Origin of the sequence: Brachybacterium sp. J144, from assembly GCF_036321705.1 — a bacterium.
GTDB lineage: Bacteria > Actinomycetota > Actinomycetes > Actinomycetales > Dermabacteraceae > Brachybacterium.
Genome location: NZ_JAZDCG010000009.1, coordinates 14,772 through 39,901 on the forward strand (window position 1 = coordinate 14,772; position 25,130 = coordinate 39,901).

A 25,130-nucleotide genomic window follows, 5' to 3' on the forward strand; every position below is an offset into this window, starting at 1 on the left:
GCCCCGGCAGCACGCGCCGGATCACTCCCCGACCGGAGCCTCGTCGCCCGCACCTACTCCGGCAGGGGCCGCGAGCTCCGCCGCTCGGGCCAGCACCGCCTCGCGCGCCCTGGGATCCGCGGCGACGTCCCGGATCACCCAGGCCATCGCGACCGCGGCATCGTCCATCAGGCGCAAGCCCTCGGCGGAGAGCGCGTGCTCGGCGAACTCGCGGGTGTGCAGCGCCCCGCCCGCCCCGGTGATGCCCACGAAGGGGTGGATGCTCGGCACTCGCTGGGAGACGTTGCCCATGTCCGTCGACGCGCGCATGACGCCGAGCGACCCGGCGAGCGGTCGCCCGAGGCGCTCCATCGCCGCGTTCCAGTGCCGGCCCAGCACCTCGTCCTGCAGCAGCGGCTCGTAGACGGGCTCGGTCTCCTCGATGGTGAGGCCGCAGCCCGTCGCGAGGGCACCCGCCTCGATGCAGGCCACCAGGGAGCGCTGCAGCTGCTCGAACTCGTCCATCGCCAACGCCCGGCACTCGAAGTCCACGATCGCGAGCTCCGGCACCACGTTCGTCACCCCGGACTGCTGGGGCACGAGGGAGAGCCTCTGGCCGTCCCGCAGCCGCTGCCGCAGCAGACCCGCCGCGACCTGGGCGATCACCGCGGCGTCGTTCGCGTTGATGCCGTCCGACGGGTTCGCCGCCGCGTGCGTCGCCCGGCCCGTGTAGGTCGCGCGCCACCGGCCGACGGCCTGGCTGGTCGAGCCGAGCACGTCGTAGGTGTCGGTGTGCGGCACGGCGTGGGTCATCAGCGACAGGTGCACCCCCTCGAAGACCCCGCGGTCGATGAGCAGCTGCTTGCCGCCGCCGTGCTCCTCGGCGGGGGTGCCGATGACCTGCAGGGTCACGTCGAGATCGGCGAGCTGTTCGGCGAGCGCGAGGGCAGCCCCGATCGAGGAGCCGGCGATGATGTTGTGCCCGCAGCCGTGGCCGATCTCCGGGAGGGCGTCGTACTCGACGCACAGGGAGGCCACGAGGGAGCCGGTCCCGCGCGTCGCCCGGAAGGCGGTCGGCAGCTCGGCGACGCCGCGCTCGAGGGTGAAGCCGTGGGTCTCGAGCAGGTCGGCGCAGCGGTCGTGGGCGCGGTGCTCGGCGAAGGCCAGCTCGGGGTCGGCGTGGATCGCGCGGGAGAGGGCGTGGACCTCGTCGCGGGCGGCGGCGTAGGCGGCGGCGATCGCGGTGCGGGCGGCGGCGCCGGCGGGGTCCGCGGACGGGGCGGAGGCAGGGTCGGTCATGTCCCCGATCGTGCCACGCCCCGCGACCCCGTCGGCCTCAGTTCCCGGAGCGGAGCAGCGGCGGGTTGAGCGAGGCGCCGGTGCCCGCGCGGTAGAGCCGGGCGGGGCGGCCGCCGGTCGGCGCCGCGTGCCGGTCGAGCTCGACGAGGAAGCCGTCGGTGCGGGTGGCCTTGCGGTGGAAGTTGCCGGCGTCGAGGGTGGTCCCCCAGACGCTCTCGTACACCCCGCGCAGCTGGGTGATCGTGAACTCCTCGGGCAGGAAGGTGACGGCGAGGGTCGTGTACTCGAGCTTGGAGCGGGCGCGCTCGACGGCGCTGGCGAGCACCTCGGCGTGGTCGAAGGCGAGGGCGATGTCGGCGAGCTCGTCGACAGCCCACCAGCGGGCGTCGGCGACGTCCTCGCCGCGGCGCGGATCGGGCAGGTCGGCGCCGAGGGCCATGAAGGCGATCGAGACGACGCGGCCGCGGGGGTCGCGGCCGGGGGCGCCGAAGGTGCGGACCTGCTCGAGGTGCACGGCGCTGCTGCCCAGCGAGGCCTCGTCGGCGAGGACCCGGTAGGCGGCCTCCTCGAGGTCCTCCTCGAGGTGCACGAACCCGCCGGGCAGGGCCCAGGCGCCGCGGTGCGGCTCGTCCTCGCGCTGGATCAGCAGCACGCTGAGACGGCCGGCTCGGAGGGTCAGGATGATCAGGTCGACAGCGACACGGAGCACGGGAGCGGGAGACGCCATGGGCCCAGGCTATGCCGCTTCTCGTCATCGTGACGCCAGGTGCCGCCGTTTTCCCCGTCGGCGCGCCGCGGGCGGACCCGCCCGACGGGGTGCCCTCGGTCCCGCCTCAGCCGTTCAGCCAGCGGGCCCACTTCTCGGCGCGGTGCTCGGCGCGGACGATGCGGACCGTCCCCGAGGTGGAGCGCATCACGATCGACTCGGTGACGATGCGGTCGGCCCGGTAGCGGACGCCCTGGAGCAGGTCGCCGTCGGTGATGCCGGTCGCCGCGAAGTAGCAGTTGTCGGAGGTGACGAGATCATCCGTGGTCAGGACGCGATCGAGGTCGTGGCCGGCGTCGATCGCGCGCTGCCGCTCGTCGTCGTCGGTCGGGGCGAGGCGACCCTGGATCATACCGCCGGTGGCCTTCACGGCGCAGGCGGCGATGATCCCCTCGGGGGTGCCGCCGGTGCCCAGCAGCATGTCCACGCCCGCGCCGCGGGCGGCGGCGATCGCTCCGGCCACGTCGCCGTCCATGATGAACTTGACGCGCGCCCCGGCCTCCCGGATCTCCCGCACGAGCGCCTCGTGGCGGGGCCGCTCGAGGACGCACACGGTCACCTGGCTGACGGGCTTGCCGAGCGCCTTCGCGACCAGCGCGACGTTCTGCCTGACCGGCAGGCGGAGGTCCACGAACTCCGCGGCCTCCGGGCCCACGACCATCTTCTCCATGTAGAACACGGCCGACGGGTCGTACATGCTCCCCTGCTCGGCGACGGCGAAGACGGCGAGCGCGTTGTTGTAGCCCAGCGCGGTCAGGCGCGTGCCGTCGATCGGGTCGACGGCGACGTCGACGGTCGGTCCGCTGCCGTCGCCGACCCGCTCGCCGTTGAACAGCATCGGCGCCTCGTCCTTCTCCCCCTCGCCGATCACGACGGTGCCGTCCATCCGCACGGTGTCCATGAAGGAGCGCATGGCGTCGACGGCCGCGCCGTCGGCCCGGTTCTTGTCCCCGGCGCCCACCCAGCGCGCCCCGGCGATGGCGGCGGCCTCAGTGACGCGCACCAGCTCGAGGGCGAGGTTGCGGTCGGGCGCGGTGGTCTGGTTCTCGGTCATGGGTCCTCCGTCGTCGTTGTCGAAGTCCTGGCACGGTGCTGGTCAGCGGCGGGAACCGCGAGCAGCCGGGCGGCAGGCGCCCGTGCTAGGGAGCCTACCGTCCCGGCTGCGGGGCGCGGGGCGCTGCGGCGGGGTCCGCGCGGGGTGTTGCGGCGAGGTCCGCGCGGGGCGCGGGGCCCCCGCCCGATCAGCGGCCGACGGGGGCGGGGCCGGAGGGGTCGACGGCGGCGGGGGCGGGCGCGGTGGCCGTCACGGCACCGCCGCGGGCGGCCAGGTGCTCCCGAACCCCAGCACGGAGGGCGACGAACAGCGCCACGAGGCCGACGGTGAGGATCATGTGCCCGAGACCCGCGATGCCGGGGATCGCCGCGCTGGTGGTCGCGGGGTCCTGGCCGTCGAGGGTGAGAATGCCGCGCACGGCCTGCATCGCGACGGTCAGCAGCAGGCCGACGTTGTAGGTCCAGAAGAAGACGGAGAAGGAGCGGCGGCCGCTGAGCGACAGCAGCGCGTCGAGGGCGAGCACCACCAGGAACACGATCATGCCCAGGACCAGCAGGTGGGTGTGGAGGGTGGAGATCTGGGTGTCGACGCCGAGGGAGTCGGTCGCCTTGGTGTATTCGCGGTAGAAGAGGCCCGAGGCGAGCCCGAGGACGAGGTGGACGAGGGCGGTGTTCAGCAGTCGCATCATGTCCTCGACCCTAGGAACGCGCACAGGGGGTCGGATCAACCGAAGGATGGAGCGCGCTGGTGACGCGGGCCACGGCGGGCATAGGCTCGTCCCCGGCATCGACGCCCAACGGGCGCGACCGGGCCGGCTCCGCCGCGGAGCCCGGCCGTCCGGCTCTCTTCCGCGATCCGAGGATCCCCATGAAGCACTTCACCCTGCCCCACACCGACATCAGCGCGCCGAACGTCGTGCTCGGCCTGATGCGCATCGCCGAGAAGTCCGACGACGAGATCCGCACCCTGGTGCGCACGGCCCGCGACGCCGGCATCGACTTCCTCGACCACGCCGACATCTACGGCGGGCAGAAGCACCGCTGCGAGGAGCGCTTCGCGGAGGCGCTCGCGCTCACCCCGTCCGAGCGGGACCAGATGACGATCCAGACCAAGGCCGGGATCGTCACCGACGGCCCGTACTTCGACTACAGCTACGAGCATCTCGTGGAGTCCGTCGAGGGGTCCCTCGCGGCGCTGCGCACCGACCGCATCGACATCCTGCTGCTCCACCGCCCCGACGCCCTCGTCGAGCCGGAGGAGGTGGCCCGCGCCTTCGATCACCTGCACTCGAGCGGCAAGGTCCGCCACTTCGGCGTCTCCAACCACACCCCGCGCCAGATCGACCTGCTGCGCAAGCACGTCGACCAGCCGATCGTCGCCAACCAGCTGCAGCTGTCGATCACTCACTCGACGTTCATCGCGCAGGGCGTCGCCGCGAACATGCAGGGCACCGACCAGGCGATCGTCCGCGACGGCGGCGGGATCCTCGACTACTGCCGTCTGCACGACATCACCGTGCAGGCCTGGTCGCCCTTCCAGGCGGGTTTCTTCGACGGCGTGTTCCTCGGGCACCCCGAGCACGCGGAGCTCAACGCCGTCATCGACCGCCTCGCCGCGAAGTACGACGTGACCCCGGAGGGCATCGCGACCGCGTGGATCACCCGGCATCCGGCGCAGATGCAGGTCGTCCTCGGCACCACCACCCCGCAGCGGGTCGCCGACTCCGCGGCCGGCTCCGAGGTGCCGCTGACCCGCGCCGAGTGGTACGAGCTGTTCCGCGCCGCCGGGTGGATCGTGCCCTGATCCGGCAGGGCGCGCCAGTCGGCCCCTGCACCGTGCCCGCCCCGTCGGCCGGGCATCCCGCGGCAACCCGTGCAGGTCCGCCGCCGGATCGACCAGAATGGGTCGGATCTCATTCCCCGGAGGAGCCGCAGTGGAGCGGCGAGGAGGCACAGCCCATGGCGCAGCGACGGATCGGCCTGGTCGGATACGGCGACGTCTCCGTGGTGCACGTCGGAGCGATCGAGGCGGTTGAGGGGCTGGAGCTCGTCGGCATCGCGGATCTCGACCCCGCCGCCCGTGAGCGCGCCACCGCTGAGACGGGGGTGCCCGCCTTCGCGACCGTCGAGGAGCTGATCGACGCCCTGGGCCCGGACGCGATCCACGTGACCACGCCGCACGATCAGCACGTCGGCCCGTCCCTCGCGGCGCTCGAGCGGGGCGTGCACGTGCTCCAGGAGAAGCCCCTCGCGCACACGCTCGCCGAGGGCGAGCGGCTGGTCGCGGCACTCGGCGAGGCCTCCCGGGTTCCCGCCCCACGGGCCGACGGGGGCACCGGCGTGCCGAAGATCGGCATCTGCTTCCAGAACCGCTACAACCGGGCGAGCCAGGAGCTGCACCGCCTGCTGACCTCCGGCGAGCTGGGCGCGGTCCGCGGCGCCTACGCCTCCGTGGTGTGGACCCGCACCCCCGAGTACTACGCGGCGAAGCCATGGCGCGGCCGCTGGCAGAACGCGGGCGGCGGGCTGCTGATCAACCAGGCGATCCACACCCTCGACCTCGTGCAGTGGCTGCTCGGGCCGGTCGAGCGCACCGACGGCCTGGTCTCGCAGCGCAAGTTCGCGGGGATCACGGAGGTCGAGGACACCGCGGAGCTGCTGCTGCACCACGCCGACGGCGTGACCACGAGCTTCTACGCGACGCTCACCGCGCCGATCGCCCGGCCCGTCGAGCTCGAGGTCGAGACCGATCTCGCCTACGCCGAGGTGCGCTCGGGGACCGGCGGCGGGCTGACCGTCCACTGGAAGGACGGCCGCGTGGACAGCTTCTCGGAGCGCGTCGCGACTGCGGGCGGCCGCTCCTACTGGGGCGTGTCGCATGAAGAGCTGATCCGCGACTTCTACGCCTCGCTCGACGACCCCGCGCCGTTCTGGATCGGGCCTGCGGAGGCGATGGCCTCGCTGCGGATCCTCAAGGACGCCTACCGCATCAGCGGCGTCGGGAACTGACCCGGCGGCCGCCGACAGCACGACGGAGGGCCCACCACTCCAGCTCGGGGTGGCGGGCCCTCCGGCATGGGTGCCGGTCAGATGATCGGGCGGCCCTCCCGGCGCGCCTCGGCGGCATCCTTCGCGAAGCCGCGGGCGATCGCGATGAGGACGCCGAGCACGAGCACGGGCCACATGAGGACGTAGGCGGTCAGCAGGACGGTCATGGTCTCTCCTGGGGTCGGGGCGGGCCGGGCGGTCCGCCGGGGACTGGTCGATCGGGGTGGGGCGGCCGGGGTGGTCAGCGGCCGCCGACGGGGTCGGCGTCGAGGTCGCGGTCCCCGTCGGCCGTCGCACCGGAGGCGGCGCCGCGGCCGTCGGCCCCGTCGGCCTCCGAGCTGGGGGTCTCGTCGTCGAAGTCGCCCGTGACCTTCTGGATCACCGCGAAGTCGAAGTCCTTGCCGGAGCGGACGCTCATCAGCGTGCACACCAGGAACGAGACCGAGTACGCGACGAGCGAGCCGGAGAGCGTCTCGTAGTCGCGCAGGAAGTCCAGGCCGAACGGCAACGTCACCAGGGTCGCGAGCACGCCGATCACGATCGCGGCGCGCAGCCCGAAGAAGCCGAAGGCCATGATCGCGAGGACCACGCCCACGCCGAGGATCGCGAGGAGCTCGACCGCGAGCGCCCACGCCCCCTCGAGCGGGATCCACTGGAAGCGGACCGGCAGGAACACGGCGAGCGCCGCGACGACGGACACGGTGAACGCCGCGTTGGTGATCTTCGTCCAGTAGAAGGAGGCGATGACCGGGAACACCAGGCAGCCCCACAGGGCGCCGACGAACACCAGCAGGTCCAGGATGTTGAAGCGCGCGGTCGCGAAGTAGAGGGCGGCCGCGGTCGCGACCACCATCGTGAGGCGGCCGATCAGCAGCATCGTGCGCGGGTTCGCCTTCTTCCGGCCGACGGACTGGCCGTAGATGTCGGTCATCACGATCGAGCTGAGGGCGGCGAGGTCGGAGTCCGCGGTCGAGGACAGCGAGCCGATGATCATGATGAACGCGAGGGCGACCAGGCCCACCGGCAGGTAGGTGCCGATCATCTGCGGCATGAGGTTGTTGACGTCGCCGTCCGTCGGCTGGATGCCCAGGTAGAGGGCCATCACACCGAGCATGCCGATGCCGATCACCGTCGCGCCGTAGCCGATGGTCGCGGTGATGAAGGTGGGCTTGATGAGGTCCTCGCGCACCGCGAAGAGGCGCTGGGCGATGGTCTGGTTGCCGATCGCGTAGGCGAGCACCGCGGCGATGTACGGGGCGCCCTGGTTCATGAAGGCGTCGGAGGAGAAGAAGCTCTCCTGCTGCGGGGTGACGTTCCCGGCCGCGACACCTTCGGCGAAGATCTGCGGCCCGCCGACCACGAAGAAGACGGCCGGGATGATCACGACCGCGGCGCCGAGCATCGCCATGACCTGCGCGAAGTCGGTGAGCACGGAGGCGCGGAAGCCCGACCACAGGGTGTACAGCAGCACGCCGCCCGCGATGATCACGATGCCTTGCCCGAAGCTGAGCGGGGAGAGCATCGCGATCAGGGCGCCGCCGGCGATGAAGTTCGAGGTCAGCGAGATGACGGAGCCGAGCACGTTGGAGCCGGCGAGCATGAGCTGCGAAGAGCGGCCGTGCCGGGCGTACATGACCTCGGCGAGGGTGTGAGCCTTGGGGGCGACCTTCCGGATCCGCTTCCCGAAGGGATAGATGAACAGGATCATCAGCGCGCCCCACAAGCCGTAGTGGATCGGGCCGGAGACGCCGTAGGTGTAGCCCGCGGTGACCGAGGCGTACATCGAGGACGCCCAGATCCAGGTGGCGGTCATCGACGCGGCGGAGACGCCGAAGCCGATCCGGTTGCCGGCGGTCATGTAGTCGTCGGCGTTCTCGGAGCGGCGGGAGATGGCGATGGACATCCACATCGTGCCGCCGTAGAAGAGGATCAGCAGGAGGACGACTCCGATGATCCCGAGCTGGGAGATCTCCCCCGGGGGTGTGGGCGGCACAGCATTTCCTTCCGTCGCGTACGGGCCGTCGAGGGCCTCCTCGGTCCACCGGTCCGTCGCGGGCAGGGCCTCGCGGTGATGCATCGACCGGCGCAGCCCTCGGGGACGGGAGCAGCGCGGGCAGGCGCGTCTCGAGAGGGATCCGCGGGGGCGGACCCGCAGGGGCGGGAGGGCCTGGCCTGCTCACCGTCAACTCCTGCAGGGCCGCATAGATTCTCGCACGCGGATTCTCTGATGGCCAGCTGGAAGGTCACCGAGAGGTTACGAACCGCAGGTCAGAGCGATGAAGTCTGTTTGTCGGACATGCTGATCGGGAGGTCGTCACGATCCTGACGCATGGACATGCAGTCGAGTGAGGGAGTCGAGGTGGCGGGGGTGCCTTCCGGGCGGGCGGGCCGGCGGACCGACGGCGGAGGGGGCCGACGTGCGGGCGAGACCCGTGGACGGAGGTGCGTGTCGCCCGATTAGGGTCGCGCCCATGCCTCGCATCGCCATCGTCACCACGCACCCCGAGTTCTTCACCGCGGCAGATCCGGACCGCGACTGCGCGCCGCTGGTCGCCGCCCTGCGCGCGCGAGGCGTCGAAGCCGAATCGGTGGCCTGGCGGGACGAGTCGGCGGACTGGACCGCCTTCGATCTCGCGGTGATCCGCAGCCCCTGGGACTACGTCCTGCACGCGGACGAGTTCGCGGCCTGGCTCTTCCGCACTGGCGCCCGGACCCGGATCCTCAACGAGCCCGAACTGGTGCGCTGGAACATGGACAAGCGGTATCTGCAGGAGCTCGAGGCCGCCGGGGTGGCGGTCGTGCCGACCACCTGGCACACGGACGAGGCGTCACTGCGCGCGGCGCTCGCGGAGCACGCCGACGGGGCGCACGTGGTCGTCAAGCCCGCCGTCGGCGCCGGCTCCCAGGACACCGGGCTGTTCGCCCACGACGACGCCGGGGCGATCGAGCTCGGCCGACGGATCCTCGACGGCGGCGGCACGGTGATGCTGCAGCCCGAGATCCCCGAGCTCTCCGCCGGGCGGGAGAAGGCGCTGTACACGATCGACGGCCGCCTCACCCACGCGGTCGCCAAGGGCGCCCTGCTCGCCCGCGGCGGAGGACTGCGCGGCGGCGTGTACCAGGAGGATCCGCAGGTCGTGGGGGTGAGCGCGGCAGACGCGGCGTTCGCCGAGCAGGTGCTCGCGGCGGTCGCCGAGGTGACCGGGATCGGCACGCCGCTCTACGGCCGGATCGACGTCGTCGACTCCGCCGAGCACGGCCTGGTGCTGCTCGAGGCGGAGCTCTTCGAGCCGACGTACAACCTGCACCTCGTGCCCGATGTCGTCGAGGTCTTCGCGGAGGCGATCCTCGCGCGGGTGTGACGGGTCGGCCCCCGTGCCGCGGTCACCACTCCGCCGTGCGGTCCTTCAGCGCACGGTAGGCCTCGAGCACCTCGGGCGTCGCGCCGGCCGAAACCGTCCGCGAGCCGCTGATCTCCCAGACCGGCGGCTCGTCGGTCCCGGCGAGCACCCAGGCGGCCTGGCGGGCGGCGCCGAGCGCGACGTACTCCCCGTCGGGCGCGATGGTGACCTCGCGGCCGAAGACCGCGGGCGCCAGCTCCTGCACGGCGCGCGACCGGGCGCCGCCGCCGATCAGGGTGATGCGCTGCGGGGCGGTGCCGGTGCGCTCCTCGAGGGCGGCGATGCCGTCGGCGAGCGAGCAGAGCAGACCCTCGACATAGGCGCGGGCCATGTCCTCGCGGGTGGTGGAGGTGCTCATGCCGGTGAGGGTCGCGCGGGCGCCCGGCCGGTTGGGGGTGCGCTCCCCGTCGAAATAGGGCAGCAGAGTCACGCCGTGCGCACCGGGCACCGAGGCGAGGGCGAGCTCCGACAGCTCCTCGTGGCTCACGCCGAGCAGGGCGCGGCCGGCCTCGAGGATGCGGGAGGCGTTGATCGTGGTGGTCATCGGCAGGAAGCGGCCGGTCGCGTCGGCGAAGCCGGTCACGGTGCCGCTCGCGTCGCCGGGTCGCGTGTCGCTGACCATCGCGCACACCCCGGAGGTGCCGATCGACACGGACACGTCGCCGGGGCCGAGGGAGAGGCCCAGCGCAGCGCCCATGTTGTCGCCGGTGCCGGCCGCGATCGCGGCGCCGCCCGCGGTGCGCGCCATGATCTCCTGCGGGACCGACGGGAGGCGCGGCAGCTCGACCGCCCGACCCAGCGCCGCCTCGGCGAGCGCCGGCGCCCACGCCTCCTCGCGGGTGGAGTAGTAGCCGGTGCCGGAGGCGTCGCCGCGGTCGGTGAAGGGCTCCGTGCTGGCCTCGGCGAGGTGGAGGGAGACGTAGTCGTGCGGGAGCATCACGGACGCGGCACGGGCGGCGTTCTCGGGCTCCGCGTCGCGGACCCAGCGCAGCTTGCTCGCGGTGAAGGAGGCGACCATCAGGCTGCCGATCTCCTCGACGCTCGCCTCCGCCCCGCCCATCTCTTCGATCAGCGCGGTCGCGGCGCCGGCGGAGCGGGTGTCGTTCCACAGCAGCGCGTCGCGCACCACCTCACCGGCGTCGTCGAGCAGCACCATGCCGTGCTGCTGGCCGCCGACGGCCACGGCCTCGGCCCGCTCGAGCAGGGGGCCTGCCGCCTCGTCGACCGCGGCGAGCCAGGAGCGAGGGTCGACCTCGGTGCCATCGGGGTGGGAAGCGCGACGCTCCTCGAGGACCCGGCCGGTCTCGGCGTCGACGAGCAGCGCCTTGGTGGACTGGGTGGAGGAGTCGATGCCGAGGACGAGCGGAGCCATCGTGGGTCCTTTCGGGGGGCGGGGTTTTCGGGGGGCGGGAGTTTCGGAAGGCGGGGGTGGAGTGGCGGATGGTGCACGGGGTGCTGTCCACGAAAGGGACGTCAGCGGCACGAGACCTGCATATAACAGGCCACGTGCCGCTGAGAGCCCGTTGGTGGACAGCGGCCGACGGGACGATCCGTGCCGTGACCGAGATGGGGCGGGCGACCCGCCCACCCCGGGTGGGGCGGGCGACGGGCCGGCCGCAGCCAGACCCGGGACCGCCCGCCCCGGTCCGGGACGGGCGACCCGCCCCGGACCTCAGGCGCGGAAGCCCAGCAGGTGCTGCATGGCCAGCTGCTGCAGGCGCACGAAGCCGTAGTTGCGCTCCCCGGCCTTGTCCGCGTCGAACTCCTCGAAGGTGGAGCGGTCCGCGAGCAGGTCGGCGAGGGTCTCGCCCTCGGCGAGGGTGGGCTGGGCGAGCTCGTCGATGCCGGAGTACGCGAGCGCCTCCTGCACCTCGGAGTCCTGGCGGAACGCGACCGCGCGCTCCTTGAGCATCAGGTACATCTCCATGTTCGCGGCCGCGGAGTCGTACTGACCCTGCTCGTGCTCGGTGCGGGAGGGCTTGAAGTCGAAGTGGCGGGCGCCCTCGTAAGCGCCGGGCTTCGACGGGAAGCCGTTCTCGAGCAGGTCAACGGTGAAGAACGCACTGATCAAGTCGCCGTGGCCGAACACGAGGTCCTGGTCGTACATCGGGCCGTGCTGGCCGTTGAGGTCGATGTGGAACAGCTTGTCGCTCCACAGCGCCTGGGCGAGGCCGTGGGTGTAGTTCAGGGTCGCCATCTGCTCGTGGCCGGTCTCGGGGTTGATGCCGACGATGTCGCCGTGCTCGAGCTGCTCGATGAAGGCCAGGGCGTGACCGACGGTGGGCAGGAAGATGTTGCCGCGGGGCTCGTTGGGCTTGGGCTCGAGGCCGATCCGCAGGTCGTAGCCCTTGTCCTTGATGTAGCCGGCGACGGTGTCGAGGCCCTCGCGGTAGCGCTCGAGCGCGGCATGGAGGTCCTTGGAGCCGTCGTACTCGGAGCCCTCGCGGCCGCCCCACATGACGAAGGTGGTGGCGCCGAGCTCGGCGGCGAGGTCCACGTTGGCGAGCACCTTGCGCAGGCCGAAGCGGCGCACAGAGCGGTCGTTCGAGGTGAAGGCGCCGTCCTTGAAGACGGGGTGGGCGAAGGTGTCGGTGGTGACCATCTCGATGACCAGGCCGGTCTCGTCGGTGACGGCCTTGAGCTGGTCGATGATCCGCTGGCGCTCCTCGGGGGTGGCGTCGAAGGGGATCACGTCGTTGTCGTGGAAGGTGAAGCCCCAGGCGCCGAGCTCGGCGAGCTTGCGGATGTGGGCGGACAGCTCGAGCGGCGGGCGGGTGGCGAGCCCGAACTGGTCGCGGGCCTCCCAGCCGGTGGTCCACAGACCGAAGGAGAACTTGTCGTCGCGGGTGGGCACGGGGGCGGTCATGGCAGCTCCTGAAGGATGGCCGACGGCGGCGTCGGCGGGTGGCAGGGATGTCGTCGCGAGAACGCCTTCCCTTAGTAAGTTTCCGTAACTAATCTACTCATGGGAAGCTGATCCGCACAAGCGGGAGATCGGTCGGATCCGCCGTCCGGCCCACCCGGCACCGTCGCCGACGAGAGGAAGGCGCCCATGCAGTCCGCCCATCTGCGCGAGCACAACCTCTCGGCCGTGCTCGGCGCCCTGCAGTCCGCCCCCTCCCCCACCTCGCGCGCGGGCCTCGCCGCCCTCACCCGCCTGACCAAGCCCACCGTCTCCAAGCTCGTCGAGGAGCTGGTCGGCGCGGGACTCGTCGAGGAGGGAGCCCCCGTCTCCGCGGGCGCGGGCCGGCCGATGGTGCCGCTGCGCCCCGCCGCCGGGACCCTGCTCGCGATCGGCCTCGAGATCGCCGCCGATCACCTCTCCTGCCTCGGGATCGACCTCACCGGCGAGGAGCTGGCCCGCCGCACCGTCTACCGCCGCATCGCCGACGGCACCGCCGAGGACACCCTCGCCCTCGCCGCCCGACTGGTCCGCGAGGTGCGCGCGGAGGTGCCGGAGCTGCCCGTCGTCGGCGTCGTCGCCGCGGTGCCCGGCCGGATCGCGCCGGACGACGGGCGGATCCTCTCCGCCCCGGGCCTGGACTGGGCGGACGTCCCCGTCGGCGCCCGCCTGCACGAGCTGCTCGCGCCCGCGGACTGGCCCGTCGGCGCCCAGAACGACAACCGCCTCTCGGTCCTCACCGAGATCGACCGCCGCCCCGGCGAGTCCTTCCTCTACGTGCGCGGCTCGACCGGCGTGGGCGGCGCGGTGGTGCTCGAGGGGAGCGTGCTCGAGGGCGTCCACGGCTGGGCCGGCGAGTTCGGGCACACGGTCGTCGTGCCCGACGGGCTCGAGTGCCGCTGCGGCCGCCGCGGTTGCCTCGAGGCCTACATCTCCTACCTCTCGCTCGCGCGGCAGGCGGGGCTGAGCGAGGACGTCCGCCTCGAGGACCTCGTCGAGGAGCTCGCCCGCAGCTCGAGCCGCGCCGAGGTGATCGGCGTGATCGGCCGCTCCCTCGGCCTCGCGATCGCCAACGCCCTGAACGTGCTGGACCTGTCCACCGTGGTGCTCTCGGGCTATCTCGCGCCGATCGCGGAGGAGATCACCCCGATCGTGCGCGAGACCGTCGAGCGCCACGCCCTCGCCGCCGAGGCGGGGCCGCTCGCGATCGAGCGCTCCGACCATCTCGCGGACCCGGCCCTCCACGGCGCGGCCCGTGCCGCCCTGCAGCCCGTGTTCGACCACCCCGTCACCTGGATCGAGAGGACCCGATGATGACCGTCCTTGCCCGCGAGACCCCTGCCGCCGACTGGCTCGACGCCCTGCCGCTCGGCAACGGTCGCCTCGGCGCCATGGCCTGGGGTGATCCGGCCCGCGCCCGCTTCGGGCTGAACGAGTCGACCCTGTGGTCGGGCATGCCGGGAGTCGACGTCCCGCATCGCACGGACGCGCAGACCGCCCAGGCCGCCCGCAGCGAGGCCCTGACCCTGTTCCGCGCGGGCCGCGAGAAGGAGGCCGAGCGGGCGCTCGGGGCGCTCGGCGCGAGCTGGAGCCAGGCGTTCCAGCCCGTCGGCGACCTGGTCGTCGAGGTGCCGGGCGCGCAGGCGGGGCCGCGCGAGCTGGACCTCGCCGCCGCGCTGCACCGGGTGCGCACGCCCGCCGGCGAGCATGTCTCGGTCGTCTCCGCGGCCGACGAGGTGCTCGTCCACGCCGTGCCGCTCGCCGCGGACGCGGCCCTGCGCATCGTGGTCGAGACCCCGCAGGTGGAGGAGCATCACGCCGAGCGGCCCGACGGGCTGGATCTGCTCCTGCGCGTCCCGTCGGACTCCCCGCCCGGCCACGCCCCCGGGAAGCCGCCCGTGCGCTGGGACGACGAGGCCTCGCGGGTCGCCGTCGTCGTGCGCTGGCGGCACGAGACCGGCGCGGACGGCACCGAGCGCGCCCTGCTCGTCGCCGCCGTCGTCACGAGCTGGACGGGCCTCGGTCAGCGCCCCGATCGCCCGGCCGCCGAGATCCTCGCCGAGGCGACGGAGCAGGCCGAGTCGGCCCTCGCGCGCGGCGAGGCGGAACTGCTCGCCCGTCACGCCGGAGCTCCCCTGCCCGGCACCGCGGACATGGCGATCGACCTGCCGCGGACCGGGCAGGCGGCCCTGCTCGCGGACGTCCTCGCCTACGGCCGCTACCTGCTCGCCGCATCGTCCCGGCCCGGGCTGCCGCCCGCGAACCTGCAGGGCCTGTGGAACGACCTGCCGCGACCGCCCTGGTCCTCGAACTTCACGACCAACATCAACGTGGAGATGAACCACTGGCCCGCGGCGACCGCGCACGTCCCGGACGCGACGGCGGCGCTCGAGGCGTGGGTCGACCTGCTGCGGGAGACCGGGCGGGAGACGGCGCGGCGGCTCTACGACTCAGACGGCTGGGTGCTGCACCACAACTCCGACGCGTGGGGCTACACCGACCCCGTCGACGGCGACGCGTCGTGGGCGATCTGGCCGATGGGCGGGCTGTGGCTCGAGCTGCAGCTCGAGGACCTCTCCCGCTTCACCGGCGAGGAGCCCGTCGCCCGCGCCGCCCGCCGCTTGCCCGCCCTGCGGGAGACCGCGGCCTTCGCCCTCGACCTGCTGCGCGAGGACCAGGCGGGCGAGCACCTGGTCACCTTCCCCTCCACCTCGCCCGAGAACCGCTGGCGCACCACGGACGGCCAGGTCCTCGCGCTCACCGAGGGCTCCGGCATGGACCGCTGGCTCGTGCGCGGCGTGCTCTCGGCGCTGCTCGAGGCGGCGGAGCTGACCGGCGCCGCGGAGGATCCGCTGCTCGAGCGGGCGCGGGCGGCGCTGCCCCGCGTGCAGGGTTCGCGGGTGGGTGCCGACGGGCGCCTCCTCGAGTGGCACGACGAGCTGGACGAGGCCGAGCCGGCCCACCGTCACGTCTCCCACCTCGCGACCGTCTTCCCCGGCACCGAGCGGCTCACCGAGGAGATCGAGGCGGCCGCGATCGCCTCCCTCGAGGCGCGCGGCGACGAGGCGACCGGCTGGTCGCTCGCCTGGAAGACGGCGCTGTGGGCGCGGCTGCACCGCCCCGAGAAGGTCCAGGACCTGCTCGAGCTGTTCCTGCGGGACGCCCGCACCGAGGACGGCGAGCGCAGCGGCCTCTATCCGAACCTGTTCTCCGCGCACCCGCCGTTCCAGATGGATGCGAACTTCGGGATCGTCGCCGCGGTCGCGGAGTGCCTCGTGCAGTCCCACCGCGGGGAGATCGAGCTGCTGCCGGCGCTCGCGCCGCTGCTCGCCACCGGCTCGGTGCGGGGTCTGCGCGCCCGGCCCGGGGTGGTCGTGGATCTCGCGTGGGAGGAGGGGCGGCCGACGTCGGTCCGCCTCGCGGCGCTCGGTCCCGGCGCGGCCGGGGAGCGCACGGTCCGGCTCGGCGCGGCGCAGGTCGTGGTCGATCTTCCGGCCGACGGCACGGCGGTCGAGCTGGGCGAGGACGAGCTGCGGGCGCTGGCCGGAGCACACTAGTCCCATGGCCACGATGACCGACATCGCCCGGGAGGCGGGCGTCTCGCTGAGCACCGTCAGCTACGCGCTCAGCGGCAAGCGCCCCATCTCCGAGGCGACCCGCACCCGGATCCAGTCCGCGATCGACCGCCTCGACTACCACCCGGCGGCGGCGGCCCGGGCGCTCGCGACGCAGCGCACGTCCCTGATCGGGATCGCGGTGCCGCGGCACGAGCGGGTCGACGACCACGTGATCATGGAGTTCGTCGGCTCGATCCTCGAGGCGGCGCACGCCCACGACCACGACATCCTGCTGGTCGCGGCGGAAGATCACGCGCGCACGATGAAGGTCGTCGAGGAGGGCAAGGTCGATGCGCTGATCGCCATGGACCTCGTGGAGGAGGATCCGCGCCTGCCCGCACTCGCGCGCCTGCCGCGGCCCGTGGTGCTGATCGGCTACCCGCAGGACTCCGGGGGCCTCGCGTGCGTGGACTTCGACTTCCTCTCCGGCACGATGCTCGCGGTGCGGGAGCTCGCGCGGCGCGGCGCACGGCGGGTCGCGCTCATGGTGCCGCCGCTGCGGCCCGACGGCCCCGTGCCCACCTATGCGCGGCGTGCGCGGCTCGGCTACGAGATGGGCTGCCGCGAGCTCGGCCTCGAACCGCTGCTCATCGAGACCGGCCATGATCCGGAGGAGGTCGAGGCGGCCGTCCGGGCGCACCTCGCCGGGCGCGGCGGGTCAGTCGCGGCCGACGGCAGCATCCCCGCCGACGGCCTGATCGTGCATCACGAGCGGGCTCTGCCGCCCCTGGCCCGCGCGCTCGCCGCGCAGCAGGTCTCCGTCCCGGAGGACCTGCAGCTCGTGGCGATCGCCCCGCGGGACGTGGCGCAGTCGGGACCGGCGGAGATGTCCTCGGTGGACCTCCCGATCCCGGCGATCGGCCGCACCGCGGTGACCATGGTGCTCGAGCTGCTCGGCGCCTCCGAGGTCGCCCCGCACTCGCGCCTGCTCAGCCCGAGCTTCACCGCACGCGCCACCACCCGCGCCCTCTGAGGAGGACGCGGGTGGCGGGGTGACGTCGGCCTGGCGGCCGGACCGTCGGACCGTCGGCCGGAGGATCAGCCGAACTGGGCGGCGACCTCGTCGCGCAGGGTGGCCTGCGCCTCGGCGTTGGCCATGTCCACGTCGAGCACGGTCTGGTAGCCGAGGCCCTCGGCGGTCGAGCGCATGGTCTCCAGGAGCGAGTCGAACTCGGCCTGGTCGCTCGCGAACGCCATCTTCCAGGAGTTCTCAACGATCACGGCCTTGACCTGGTTGCGGATGGTCTCCACCTCGGAGGAGTCCTCGGGCGCGACGTAGCTCGCGCCGGTGCCGACCGCGACCATGTCGTTCGCGGTGAGGTACTCCATGGTGGTGGCGAAGCCGCCCATGTGCCCGGACCAGTCCTCGACCAGCGGGTTGGAGACGGACTCCTGGTAGGTCTCCCACATCTTGTAGTTGTAGGGAGCACCGGTGTCGGGGTCGATGTCGTTGCCCAGCACGGTGGTGACGTTCAGCCAGGAGGAGCCGTCGATGTAGTCGCCGCCGCCCCACTCCGCGGGGACCTCCGCGCCGGCACCCAGCAGCGCCTGCCGGCCGAAGTCGGTCAGCTCGGGCTTGCCGTCGGCGTTGAGCTCCCAGGTGAGGCCCTGCGGACCCGCCGCACCCATGGTCTGGCTCGAGTTGGCGTACACGCCGGCGGGCGAGTACAGCCAGTCGATGAAGGCGGCGGCACGCTGCGGGTCCTCGGCGTCGGCGCCCACGGCGAACACCTGCTTGGCGCCGTAGACGGAGGCGCCGTAGGAGAAGATCTTCTGGTCCGCGAGGGGGGCGATCATGAAGCCCTTGCCCGCGGCCATGTTGTCCTCGGTGTTGTACGCGGCCTGTCCCTGCCAGGGCCAGAAGGAGAACAGCACCTGGCCGGCCTGGATCTTCGAGAACAGGGTGTCGTAGTTCTGGGTGGTGGACTCGGGGTCCATGATCCCCAGCTGGTTCGCGTCGAAGAAGAACTTCAGCACCCGGACGTACAGCGAGTCGGGATCGAGGATCGACTGGAAATCGGTGCCGTCGGCCTTGGCGAGCACGAAGCCCACCTCGTCGTAGCCGTAGTAGCAGCAGGGCTGCTTGGCGTTGTTCATGTAGTTGCCGTCCCAGTCGGCGAACAGCGACAGGGCGTAGGTCTTCTTGCCGTTGTCCGCGGTGGGCAGCGCGTCCTGCATGGACTTGAGCACCGGCAGCAGGTCCTCGAGGGTGCCGATCTCGGGGTAGCCGACCTCCTTGTAGAGGTCCCAGCGCACGAACGGCCCGAAGGTGGGGTCGATGCCCTCACTGGGCTCGGTCGGCTTGATCGAGGAGACCTGGGTGGGGATCGCGTAGATCCCGTCCGTGCCCTCGCTGGCCTTCTGCACCGCGGCGTCGAAGCGGGAGACGCTGGCCATGTTCTCGTAGTACGGGGTGAGGTCGGCGACGAGCCCGCCGTCGATCAGCTCGTTGAGCTTCTGGCCCACGTCGGTGACGATGACGTCGCCGAGGTCGCCGGCCGCGACGCGGGTGTTGTAGAGGGTGTCGCCGCCGCCGGCCACGTTGGGCGCGATGACGTTGAGGGTGAGTGCGAACTCCTCCTTGACGAGGTGCCCGAACCAGCCGGGCTGGTTGCCCATCTGGTTGGCGAGCCCGTCGAAGACGTCGAAGCTGAGCTCCTCGTCCCAGGACTCGGGGAACGGGCCCTCGGCGACGACGGCGTCGCCGCCGCTCGAGCAGGCCGCGAGGCCGAGGCCCGCGAGGGTGAGGCTGAGCCCGCCGCCGAGAACGGTGCGGCGGGAGGGACGGCGCCGGAGGGTGGGGGAACTGGTCATCGTTCTTCCTTTCAGGGGGCCATGCAGGGTGGGTGGGCGAGCACCGCCCGGCGAGGTCAGCCCTTGACCGCGCCGAGCATGATGCCCTTGACGAAGTAGCGCTGGAACAGCGGGTAGATGAAGAGGATCGGCAGCACCACCACGACGGCGACGGTGGTGCGGATCGACGTCGCGGTCTGCTGCGTGGCGGCACCCGCGATGGCGGAGAGGTTGCCCCCGGACTGCTGCGCGGCCTGCGCCAGGCTGTCGGCCTGGTTGATGTACATGTAGAGCAGGAACTGCAGGGTGTAGAGGCTCTGATCCGTGATGTAGATGAGCGTGTCCTGGAAGCTGTTCCACTGCGTGACCGCGGAGAAGATCGCGACGGTCGCGAGGATGGGGGTCATGTTCGGCAGGTAGATCCGGAAGAAGACCTGCAGGATCCCGGCGCCGTCCATCTCCGCGGCCTCCTGCAGCTCCTGCGGCATGGACTCCACGAAGGTCTTCACCAGGATGATGTTGAAGGGCTGCACGATGAGCGGCAGCACATACACCCAGAAGCTGTTGGTCAGGCCCAGCGACTTCATGATGATGAAGACGGGGATCAGGCCCGCGTTGAAGTACATGGTGATGACGACGGCGCGGTACCAGAAGGCGCGCTTCCACAGCCGGGGCTGGGTGAACATGAACCCGAGGTAGGCGGAGGCGAGCACGGTCGCGGCGGTGCCGATGACGGTACGGGCGAAGGAGACAAGCGCCGCCTGCGGGAGGCCGTCGAGTTGGAAGACCTGCCGGTAGTTGTCCAGGTGCATGCCCTGGGGCAGGAAGCGGATGTCGCCGAGGGCGGAGACGTCGTTGGCGCTGACCGAGTTGATGATCAGGTAGTAGAAGGGGTAGCCGCACACGAAGGCGAGCAGCGCGAAAACCGCGCAGTTCACGATCGTGAAGGGCAGGTGGCCGCGGTGACGGTCCAGGGATCCGCGCCGACGGGCGGGCGCAGGGCGGGCCGCGCCGGACGGGGTCGGGGCGCCGGGGCTGGTGAGCTCGGTGGTGGTCATCTCGGTCCCCTCAGATCAGCGAGGTGCCGCGCACGCGCTTGGACAGCGCGTTGACGGACAGCAGCAGGGCGACGGAGATGAGGCTCTTGAGCATCCCGATCGCGGTGGCCAGCGACAGGTTGTTGCCCGTCATCCCGATGTTGTAGACGTACAGGTCCAGCACCTGGATCTGTTCGCGGTTGAAGGCGTTCTGGAACACGTAGTACTGCTCCATGCCGTTGTTGAGGATGTTCGCGATGGAGAGCATCAGCAGCACGAAGAAGGTGGGCATCAGCTGCGGCACGGTGATGTGCCACATGGTCTGGAAGCGGCCTGCGCCGTCGACCCGCGCGGACTCGTAGAGCGACTGGTCGATGCCGGCGATCGCGGCGAGGTAGAGGATCGCGCCCCAGCCCACGGTCTTCCAGATGCCCCAGGCGGCCATCTTCAGCCACACGTGCTCGTCGCTGTCGAGGAACTTGATCGGCTCGGTGATCAGGCCGATGTTCTCGAGCAGGCCGTTGACCATGCCGGTGGTGGAGAACATCGAGAAGGCGATCATGTACACCAGCACCCAGGAGATGAAGTTGGGCAGCGTGGTGATGGTCTGGACGAGGTTCTTGAACCAGGTCGCCCGGATCTCGTTGAGGAACACGGCGAAGGCCAGCGGCAGCACCGAGGCGGCGATCCCGAGGAAGCTCATGGCCAGCGTGTTCAGCATGACCTGCACGATCTGCTGCACCTGGGTGGGCGAGCCGACGAGCATCTCGAACCACTGCAGCCCCACGAACTCGCTGCCCGCCAGGCCGCGCGCGGGGCGGTAGTCGAAGAGCGAGTAGATCCAGCCGTACAGCGGCAGGTAGCTGAACAGGAAGACCAGCACCAGCAGCGGCAGGATGCTCAGGAACAGGCCGAACGACTGCCGACGGTGGCTGGGCAGCGGCTTGGTGCCGGCGCTCCGGCCGCGCAGGCCGCGGCGGCTCGCGCGCGGCGACTCCTCGTGGGCGGCCTCGGTCGCGGCGACCGTGCCGATGCCGACGGGCGCCGCCATCAGCGCCGCGCTCCGGTCTCGATGCCATTGGCGCTGCGGGCGCTCTGCGGCGAGCGCGCTCTCGTGCTGTCCACTCCGCACTCCCTCGTGGGTCGGCCGCGGGCGTCATCGCTCCCGCGGGGGTTTGTTAACTCGGAACACTAAGTGCGAGCCCCTTCCCCGTCAAGACTTTCTCCGAAGCGCTTCGATAACGAATCGGACGCGATTCGGGGGCGATGAGCGGACCGGCGGTCCGCGGGGCGGGGCGCACGGGCAGCGGCTCGGGCGCCGACGCGGGAGGTCTCGCGGCGGCGGCCGGCGATCAGTCGGTGCTCGGGTGGCGGCGGTGGATGCCGCGCAGGATCAGGGCCGCGAGATAGCCCGCGACGCTCGCCCCGATCGTCGCCACCACCCACCCCGCGCCCGGCACCACGAGGGCCAGGGCCACGAGCGTGACGGGCAGCAGCACGAGCCCCGCGGTGCGCAGCGGCTCGGCCCCGGGCAGCAGCAGGGCGTTGCGGAGGGTCTGCCGCAGCGGCGCCCGGAAGGCGGCCACGAGGCCCATCGCCTGGATCCAGGCGCCCGCGAGATAGAGCGCCGCGAGCAGCGCGATCACGGCTCCGAGCAGGGACAACGGTCCGCCGAGGGTGATCCAGAAGCGCGCGATGAAGAGCAGCGCGAGCAGCGGCAGGCCGAGCACGAGGTGGACCGCCGTGGCCCGGGGGAAGTCGCGCACCAGGGCGCGGAGGAAGTCCCGCAGGAGGTGGCCGCGCTCCTCGTCGGCGTAGCGCAGGGTGACCTCGAGCAGCGCGCTGGTCGCGGCGCCGGCGGTGATCAGCGGGAGGCAGCACAGCAGGTACAGGAGGTTCAGCACCACGAAGGCCACGAAGGCGTTCAGGCCCTGGAGGTTTCGGTTCTCGAGGTCGATCGCCATGCTTCGGCTCCTTGGTCGCGCGCCGCGCGCCCGTTCGGCGACGACGTCCCGATGGTACGCGGCGACCCGCCCTTCCCGACAGGGACTTGACGTCTCGATGTCGAAGCGATTCGATGGGGTCTGTCGTCCCGCGGCCCGAGGAAGGGTGGCGGGGACGTCCCCACCTGCCGAAGGATCCTCCGCCATGACCCCTCGCTCCCGCACGCGCCGCACCGCCACCCCCGCTCGCTCCGCCTCGGGCTCCGCCCACGGCGCCCTGGCGCGCGGCACCACGGGCACGGCCGGGCGCGGCGCCGCAGCGGCCGCCGCTCCTGCTTCGCGCGAGATCGACCCAGTCGACGGCCGCCGCCTCGAGCGCGCCCGCGAGCTCGCCGCCGCGATGACCCCGGCGGAGCGGATCTCCCTGCTCCACCAGTACTCCGCCGGTGTGGAGCGCCTCGGCATCGGGCCCTTCGTGACCGGCACCGAGGGCGTGCACGGGCTCGCCTGGCGCGGTGCCGCGACCCAGTTCCCGCAGCCCGTCGGCCTCGCCGCGACCTGGGACCGGGAGCTGCTGGCTGCGGCGGCGGGCGTCGTCGCCGAGGAGGTCCGCGAGCTGCGCGCGACCGACCCGTCGGTCTCCCTCACCGTCTGGGCGCCCGTGGTGAACCTGCTGCGGCACCCGCTGTGGGGCCGCACCGAGGAGGCCTACTCGGAGGATCCGCTGCTGACCGCCGAGCTGGGGACGGCCTACTCGCGCGGCCTGCGCGGGCCCGGCGCGACCTGGCGCACCGTCCCCACCCTCAAGCACTTCCTCGCCTACTCGAACGAGACCGATCGCTGCGCGACCAGCTCCGACCTCTCCGGCCGCGTGCTGCACGAGTACGAGCTGCCGGTCTACACCGGTCCCGCCGCCGAGGGTGTCGCGGGCTCCGTGATGCTCGCCTACAACCTGGTCAACGGGCGACCCGCGCATCTCACCGAGCTGCTCGAGACCCAGCTGCGCGCGGTGCTGCCCGACCCCGATCTGCTGTTCGCGGTGACCGACGCGGGCGCCCCCTCGAACCTCTTCCGCAGCCAGCGGGTGGTGGGCACGGCCGCCGAGGCGTACGCGGCGATGCTGCGCGCGGGTGTGGACTCCTTCACCGACCACGACCGCGATTCCACCGAGACCGTCGCGGCGCTCACCGAGGCGCTCGAGCGGGGGCTGATCGAGGAGTCCCACCTCGAGCGGGCCGTGGTGCGCCAGCTCGTGGCCCGGGCCCGCACCGGGGAGCTCGCCGAGCTGATGGGCGAGGACCCGTCGGCGGCCGACGCCCCCGCCCCCGGGGTCCCCGCGACCCGCGCCGCGCGCCGGGAGCTGTCCCGCGAGATCGCGACCCGTGCCGCGGTGCTGCTCTCACGCCACGACGAGGGCGCCCTGCCGCTGCCGGCGGGACCGATCGCCCTGCTCGGCGCGCAGGCGGAGGAGGTCCACCACGACTGGTACAGCGGCGACTTCCACGAGGTCACCTCCCTTGCGGAGGCGCTCGAGGAGCGGCTCGGCGCGGAGTCCGTGCGCCGCGCGACCGGCCGCGACACCGTGACCCTCGCGGTGCTCGACCCCGCGGCGCCGGCGATCCCCGGCGCGGATCCCTCGGGCGGAGCCGCTCCCGAGCCGCTGCACCGGGCGGCCGACGGCGCGCTGCGCGCGGACCGCGCCGCCGCGCACCCGGACGCCCCCGTCCCCGCCCCGGAGCCCCTGGTCGTGGTCGATCTCGGCGAGGACGTGATCGCCCTGCGCGCCGCGGCCGACGACCGCTATCTCGCGCCCGATGATCGCGGCCGCCTGGGCCTGCGCTCGAGCGCGATCGGCGGCTGGGTCGTGCAGGAGACCTTCCACCGCACCGTGGACGAGCGCGGGGACTGGACCCTGCGCCACCTGGGCAGCGGGCGGATGGTCGGCGTCGAGTCCTTCACCGGCGACCTCGTGCTCACCACCTCCCTGCCCGGCTCCGCCGCCCCGCTGCGGCCGACGGTCCTCGAGGACGGCCGCGCCGCCGTCCGGGACGCCGTCGACGGGGCCCGGGCCGCGGTGCTCGTGGTCGGCAACGACCCGCACGTCCACGGCCGGGAGACCGAGGACCGCCCCCACGTGCGGCTCGCGGCCCCCGATCTCGCCGCGGCCGAGGCCCTCGCCGATCTCGCGGGCGAGGTGGCGACCGTCCTGGTGATCACCTCCTCCTATCCCTACGACCTGGGCGGGCTCGAGGAGCGGATCGGCGCCGTGGTGTGGTCCTCCCATGCCGGGGAGGCGGAGGGCGAGGCCCTCGCGGACCTCCTCACCGGGGCCCGCGACTTCAGCGGCCGCCTCGCCCAGACCTGGCCGGACTCCTCCCCGCTGCCCTCGGTCCTGGACTACGACGTGATCTCGACCTGCTCGACCTACCTCTACGGCCAGGGCGCGCGCTTCGCCTTCGGGCACGGACTCGCCGTGGACCCCACGAGCTGGCCCGAGGCCTCGCTCGCCACCGGTCCCGCGGGGATCACCGCCCGGGTGCGGGTCGCCGCCCCGTCCGAGAGGCGCACCGCCGGACCGCTCCACGAGGTGGTGCAGGTGTACGCGGACGTCCCCGCCGAGTCCTTCTCGCGGCGGCGCTACGCCGTGCCGACCACCCGGCTGATCGGCTTCGCGAGCGTGGCCGTCCCCGAGGTGGGATCGGCGGAGGCCGTCGTCGAGATCCCCTGGCAGCGGCTCGCCCTGTTCGCCCCCGACCTCGAGGTCTGGGAGCTGCCCGACGGGCCGGTCACCGTGCGCCTGGCCCGGTCGTCGGCCCGCACCGAGACCGCCGAGGTGCTGCACGTGCCCGCCGCGGTCCGCGCGGAGCCGGTGCCCGCGGCGGGGTCGCCGACGGACGGTCCGACCGCGGAGGCCTCGACGCTGATCCCGGCCGCCCGCGCCGAGGAGACCGTGGGCCTGCTGCGCAGCGCCGCGATCCTGCTCGAGGGCACCGTGCTGCGCCCTGTCGTCCCGGCCCTCGGCGGCACCGCCGAGTTCGTGCTCCCCGCGGGCACGACCGTGCTCGCCGGTGCGCTCGAGGGCGACGGCGAGGGCAACGTCGAGCTCGTCGACCCGACCACCCCGTCTGCTGCGTCGGCCGTGCCGGACCTCTCACCCCTGCCCGTCCCCCACGTCGTCCCCGCGGACGGCGACCGCCCCACCGGCCGCGTGCGCCTGCGCCTCACCGGCCGGGCCGCGCTCGTCGGTCTGCGCGTCACGCACCCCTGAACCCCTTCCCCACCGAGGAGACCC

Annotated in this window: 19 protein-coding genes; 7 read left to right on the top strand and 12 right to left on the bottom strand. The window is 72.6% G+C overall.

The window, feature by feature from the left end; translation table 11 throughout:
• Positions 1-21: 21 nt before the first annotated feature.
• The 4 genes from V1260_RS05105 to V1260_RS05120 form a co-directional block, all read right to left on the bottom strand.
• Positions 22-1,278, bottom strand: coding sequence for a M20 family metallopeptidase (locus tag V1260_RS05105; RefSeq protein WP_329745723.1), 1,257 nt, complete (start codon positions 1,276-1,278; stop codon positions 22-24).
• A gap of 37 nt (positions 1,279-1,315) precedes the next feature.
• Positions 1,316-2,005 (bottom strand): NUDIX hydrolase, encoded by a 690-nt coding sequence (locus tag V1260_RS05110; protein WP_329745724.1) that lies wholly within the window; start codon positions 2,003-2,005, stop codon positions 1,316-1,318.
• A 106-nt stretch (positions 2,006-2,111) separates the two neighbouring features.
• Positions 2,112-3,098, bottom strand: coding sequence for a class II fructose-bisphosphatase (gene glpX, locus V1260_RS05115; RefSeq protein WP_329745725.1), 987 nt, complete (start codon positions 3,096-3,098; stop codon positions 2,112-2,114).
• A gap of 187 nt (positions 3,099-3,285) precedes the next feature.
• Entirely contained in the window at positions 3,286-3,786 is a 501-nt protein-coding gene (locus V1260_RS05120) for a DUF2871 domain-containing protein (protein ID WP_329745726.1), read from the bottom strand.
• Between the two features lie 179 nt (positions 3,787-3,965).
• On the opposite strand from V1260_RS05120, the gene V1260_RS05125 reads away from it, so the two are divergent.
• Together V1260_RS05125 and V1260_RS05130 are read left to right on the top strand one after the other, a co-directional pair.
• Positions 3,966-4,901: an aldo/keto reductase gene (locus V1260_RS05125; RefSeq protein ID WP_329745727.1), complete on the top strand. Its 936-nt coding sequence runs from the start codon at positions 3,966-3,968 to the stop codon at positions 4,899-4,901.
• 155 nt (positions 4,902-5,056) lie between these two features.
• Positions 5,057-6,106: a Gfo/Idh/MocA family protein gene (locus V1260_RS05130; protein WP_329745728.1), complete on the top strand. Its 1,050-nt coding sequence runs from the start codon at positions 5,057-5,059 to the stop codon at positions 6,104-6,106.
• A gap of 77 nt (positions 6,107-6,183) precedes the next feature.
• On the opposite strand, the gene V1260_RS05135 is transcribed toward V1260_RS05130, so the two are convergent.
• Both V1260_RS05135 and V1260_RS05140 read right to left on the bottom strand, forming a co-directional pair.
• A complete protein-coding gene (locus V1260_RS05135; protein ID WP_329745729.1) occupies positions 6,184-6,312 on the bottom strand; it encodes a putative transporter small subunit in 129 nt (42 codons plus the stop codon).
• Between the two features lie 74 nt (positions 6,313-6,386).
• Positions 6,387-8,054, bottom strand: coding sequence for a sodium:solute symporter family protein (locus V1260_RS05140; RefSeq protein WP_442878120.1), 1,668 nt, complete (start codon positions 8,052-8,054; stop codon positions 6,387-6,389).
• A gap of 562 nt (positions 8,055-8,616) precedes the next feature.
• Between V1260_RS05140 and V1260_RS05145 the strand changes: the two genes are divergently transcribed.
• A complete protein-coding gene (locus V1260_RS05145) occupies positions 8,617-9,507 on the top strand; it encodes an ATP-grasp domain-containing protein (RefSeq protein ID WP_329745731.1) in 891 nt (296 codons plus the stop codon).
• Positions 9,508-9,529: 22 nt separating this feature from the next.
• Here V1260_RS05145 and xylB read toward each other — a convergent pair whose 3' ends face one another.
• Together xylB and xylA are read right to left on the bottom strand one after the other, a co-directional pair.
• On the bottom strand, positions 9,530-10,918 hold the full coding sequence (gene xylB, locus V1260_RS05150) for a xylulokinase (RefSeq protein ID WP_329745732.1): 1,389 nt from the start codon (positions 10,916-10,918) through the stop codon (positions 9,530-9,532).
• A 300-nt stretch (positions 10,919-11,218) separates the two neighbouring features.
• Positions 11,219-12,412 carry a xylose isomerase gene (gene xylA / locus V1260_RS05155; protein WP_329745733.1) on the bottom strand — a complete coding sequence of 398 codons (1,194 nt, stop codon included), beginning with the start codon at positions 12,410-12,412 and terminating at the stop codon, positions 11,219-11,221.
• A 186-nt stretch (positions 12,413-12,598) separates the two neighbouring features.
• On the opposite strand from xylA, the gene V1260_RS05160 reads away from it, so the two are divergent.
• From V1260_RS05160 to V1260_RS05170, 3 genes are read left to right on the top strand one after another with little or no spacing between them, the layout of a single operon-like run.
• On the top strand, positions 12,599-13,762 hold the full coding sequence (locus V1260_RS05160) for an ROK family transcriptional regulator (RefSeq protein WP_329745734.1): 1,164 nt from the start codon (positions 12,599-12,601) through the stop codon (positions 13,760-13,762).
• Positions 13,762-16,005 carry a glycosyl hydrolase family 95 catalytic domain-containing protein gene (locus tag V1260_RS05165; RefSeq protein ID WP_329745735.1) on the top strand — a complete coding sequence of 748 codons (2,244 nt, stop codon included), beginning with the start codon at positions 13,762-13,764 and terminating at the stop codon, positions 16,003-16,005. The genes V1260_RS05160 and V1260_RS05165 overlap by 1 nt, the downstream gene beginning before the upstream one ends.
• 4 nt (positions 16,006-16,009) lie before the next feature.
• Positions 16,010-17,038 (top strand): LacI family DNA-binding transcriptional regulator, encoded by a 1,029-nt coding sequence (locus V1260_RS05170; protein ID WP_329745736.1) that lies wholly within the window; start codon positions 16,010-16,012, stop codon positions 17,036-17,038.
• 65 nt (positions 17,039-17,103) lie between these two features.
• Here V1260_RS05170 and V1260_RS05175 read toward each other — a convergent pair whose 3' ends face one another.
• The 4 genes from V1260_RS05175 to V1260_RS05190 all read right to left on the bottom strand — a co-directional run bounded on the left by V1260_RS05175 (position 17,104) and on the right by V1260_RS05190 (position 21,859).
• Positions 17,104-18,879, bottom strand: a complete 1,776-nt coding sequence (locus V1260_RS05175; RefSeq protein ID WP_329745737.1) for an ABC transporter substrate-binding protein — start codon at positions 18,877-18,879, stop codon at positions 17,104-17,106.
• A gap of 56 nt (positions 18,880-18,935) precedes the next feature.
• A complete protein-coding gene (locus V1260_RS05180; RefSeq protein ID WP_329745738.1) occupies positions 18,936-19,916 on the bottom strand; it encodes a carbohydrate ABC transporter permease in 981 nt (326 codons plus the stop codon).
• Positions 19,917-19,926: 10 nt separating this feature from the next.
• On the bottom strand, positions 19,927-20,946 hold the full coding sequence (locus tag V1260_RS05185; protein ID WP_329745739.1) for an ABC transporter permease: 1,020 nt from the start codon (positions 20,944-20,946) through the stop codon (positions 19,927-19,929).
• 301 nt (positions 20,947-21,247) lie between these two features.
• Positions 21,248-21,859: a DUF624 domain-containing protein gene (locus V1260_RS05190; protein WP_329745740.1), complete on the bottom strand. Its 612-nt coding sequence runs from the start codon at positions 21,857-21,859 to the stop codon at positions 21,248-21,250.
• 184 nt (positions 21,860-22,043) lie between these two features.
• Here V1260_RS05190 and V1260_RS05195 point away from each other — a divergent pair, with 184 nt between their 5' ends.
• On the top strand, positions 22,044-25,106 hold the full coding sequence (locus tag V1260_RS05195) for a glycoside hydrolase family 3 N-terminal domain-containing protein (protein ID WP_329745741.1): 3,063 nt from the start codon (positions 22,044-22,046) through the stop codon (positions 25,104-25,106).
• The last annotated feature ends 24 nt before the right edge of the window (positions 25,107-25,130 follow it).

Excerpts from the sequence above, each read along its gene's own strand:
- V1260_RS05105 (WP_329745723.1), bottom strand. The coding sequence starts at position 1,278 with ATGACCGACCCTGCCTCCGCCCCGTCCGCGGACCCCGCCGGCGCCGCC.
- V1260_RS05110 (WP_329745724.1), bottom strand. The coding sequence starts at position 2,005 with ATGGCGTCTCCCGCTCCCGTGCTCCGTGTCGCTGTCGACCTGATCATC.
- glpX (WP_329745725.1), bottom strand. The coding sequence starts at position 3,098 with ATGACCGAGAACCAGACCACCGCGCCCGACCGCAACCTCGCCCTCGAG.
- V1260_RS05120 (WP_329745726.1), bottom strand. The coding sequence starts at position 3,786 with ATGATGCGACTGCTGAACACCGCCCTCGTCCACCTCGTCCTCGGGCTC.
- V1260_RS05125 (WP_329745727.1), top strand. The coding sequence starts at position 3,966 with ATGAAGCACTTCACCCTGCCCCACACCGACATCAGCGCGCCGAACGTC.
- V1260_RS05130 (WP_329745728.1), top strand. The coding sequence starts at position 5,057 with ATGGCGCAGCGACGGATCGGCCTGGTCGGATACGGCGACGTCTCCGTG.
- V1260_RS05135 (WP_329745729.1), bottom strand. The coding sequence starts at position 6,312 with ATGACCGTCCTGCTGACCGCCTACGTCCTCATGTGGCCCGTGCTCGTG.
- V1260_RS05140 (WP_442878120.1), bottom strand. The coding sequence starts at position 8,054 with ATGTGGATGTCCATCGCCATCTCCCGCCGCTCCGAGAACGCCGACGAC.
- V1260_RS05145 (WP_329745731.1), top strand. The coding sequence starts at position 8,617 with ATGCCTCGCATCGCCATCGTCACCACGCACCCCGAGTTCTTCACCGCG.
- xylB (WP_329745732.1), bottom strand. The coding sequence starts at position 10,918 with ATGGCTCCGCTCGTCCTCGGCATCGACTCCTCCACCCAGTCCACCAAG.
- xylA (WP_329745733.1), bottom strand. The coding sequence starts at position 12,412 with ATGACCGCCCCCGTGCCCACCCGCGACGACAAGTTCTCCTTCGGTCTG.
- V1260_RS05160 (WP_329745734.1), top strand. The coding sequence starts at position 12,599 with ATGCAGTCCGCCCATCTGCGCGAGCACAACCTCTCGGCCGTGCTCGGC.
- V1260_RS05165 (WP_329745735.1), top strand. The coding sequence starts at position 13,762 with ATGACCGTCCTTGCCCGCGAGACCCCTGCCGCCGACTGGCTCGACGCC.
- V1260_RS05170 (WP_329745736.1), top strand. The coding sequence starts at position 16,010 with ATGGCCACGATGACCGACATCGCCCGGGAGGCGGGCGTCTCGCTGAGC.
- V1260_RS05175 (WP_329745737.1), bottom strand. The coding sequence starts at position 18,879 with ATGACCAGTTCCCCCACCCTCCGGCGCCGTCCCTCCCGCCGCACCGTT.
- V1260_RS05180 (WP_329745738.1), bottom strand. The coding sequence starts at position 19,916 with ATGACCACCACCGAGCTCACCAGCCCCGGCGCCCCGACCCCGTCCGGC.
- V1260_RS05185 (WP_329745739.1), bottom strand. The coding sequence starts at position 20,946 with ATGGCGGCGCCCGTCGGCATCGGCACGGTCGCCGCGACCGAGGCCGCC.
- V1260_RS05190 (WP_329745740.1), bottom strand. The coding sequence starts at position 21,859 with ATGGCGATCGACCTCGAGAACCGAAACCTCCAGGGCCTGAACGCCTTC.
- V1260_RS05195 (WP_329745741.1), top strand. The coding sequence starts at position 22,044 with ATGACCCCTCGCTCCCGCACGCGCCGCACCGCCACCCCCGCTCGCTCC.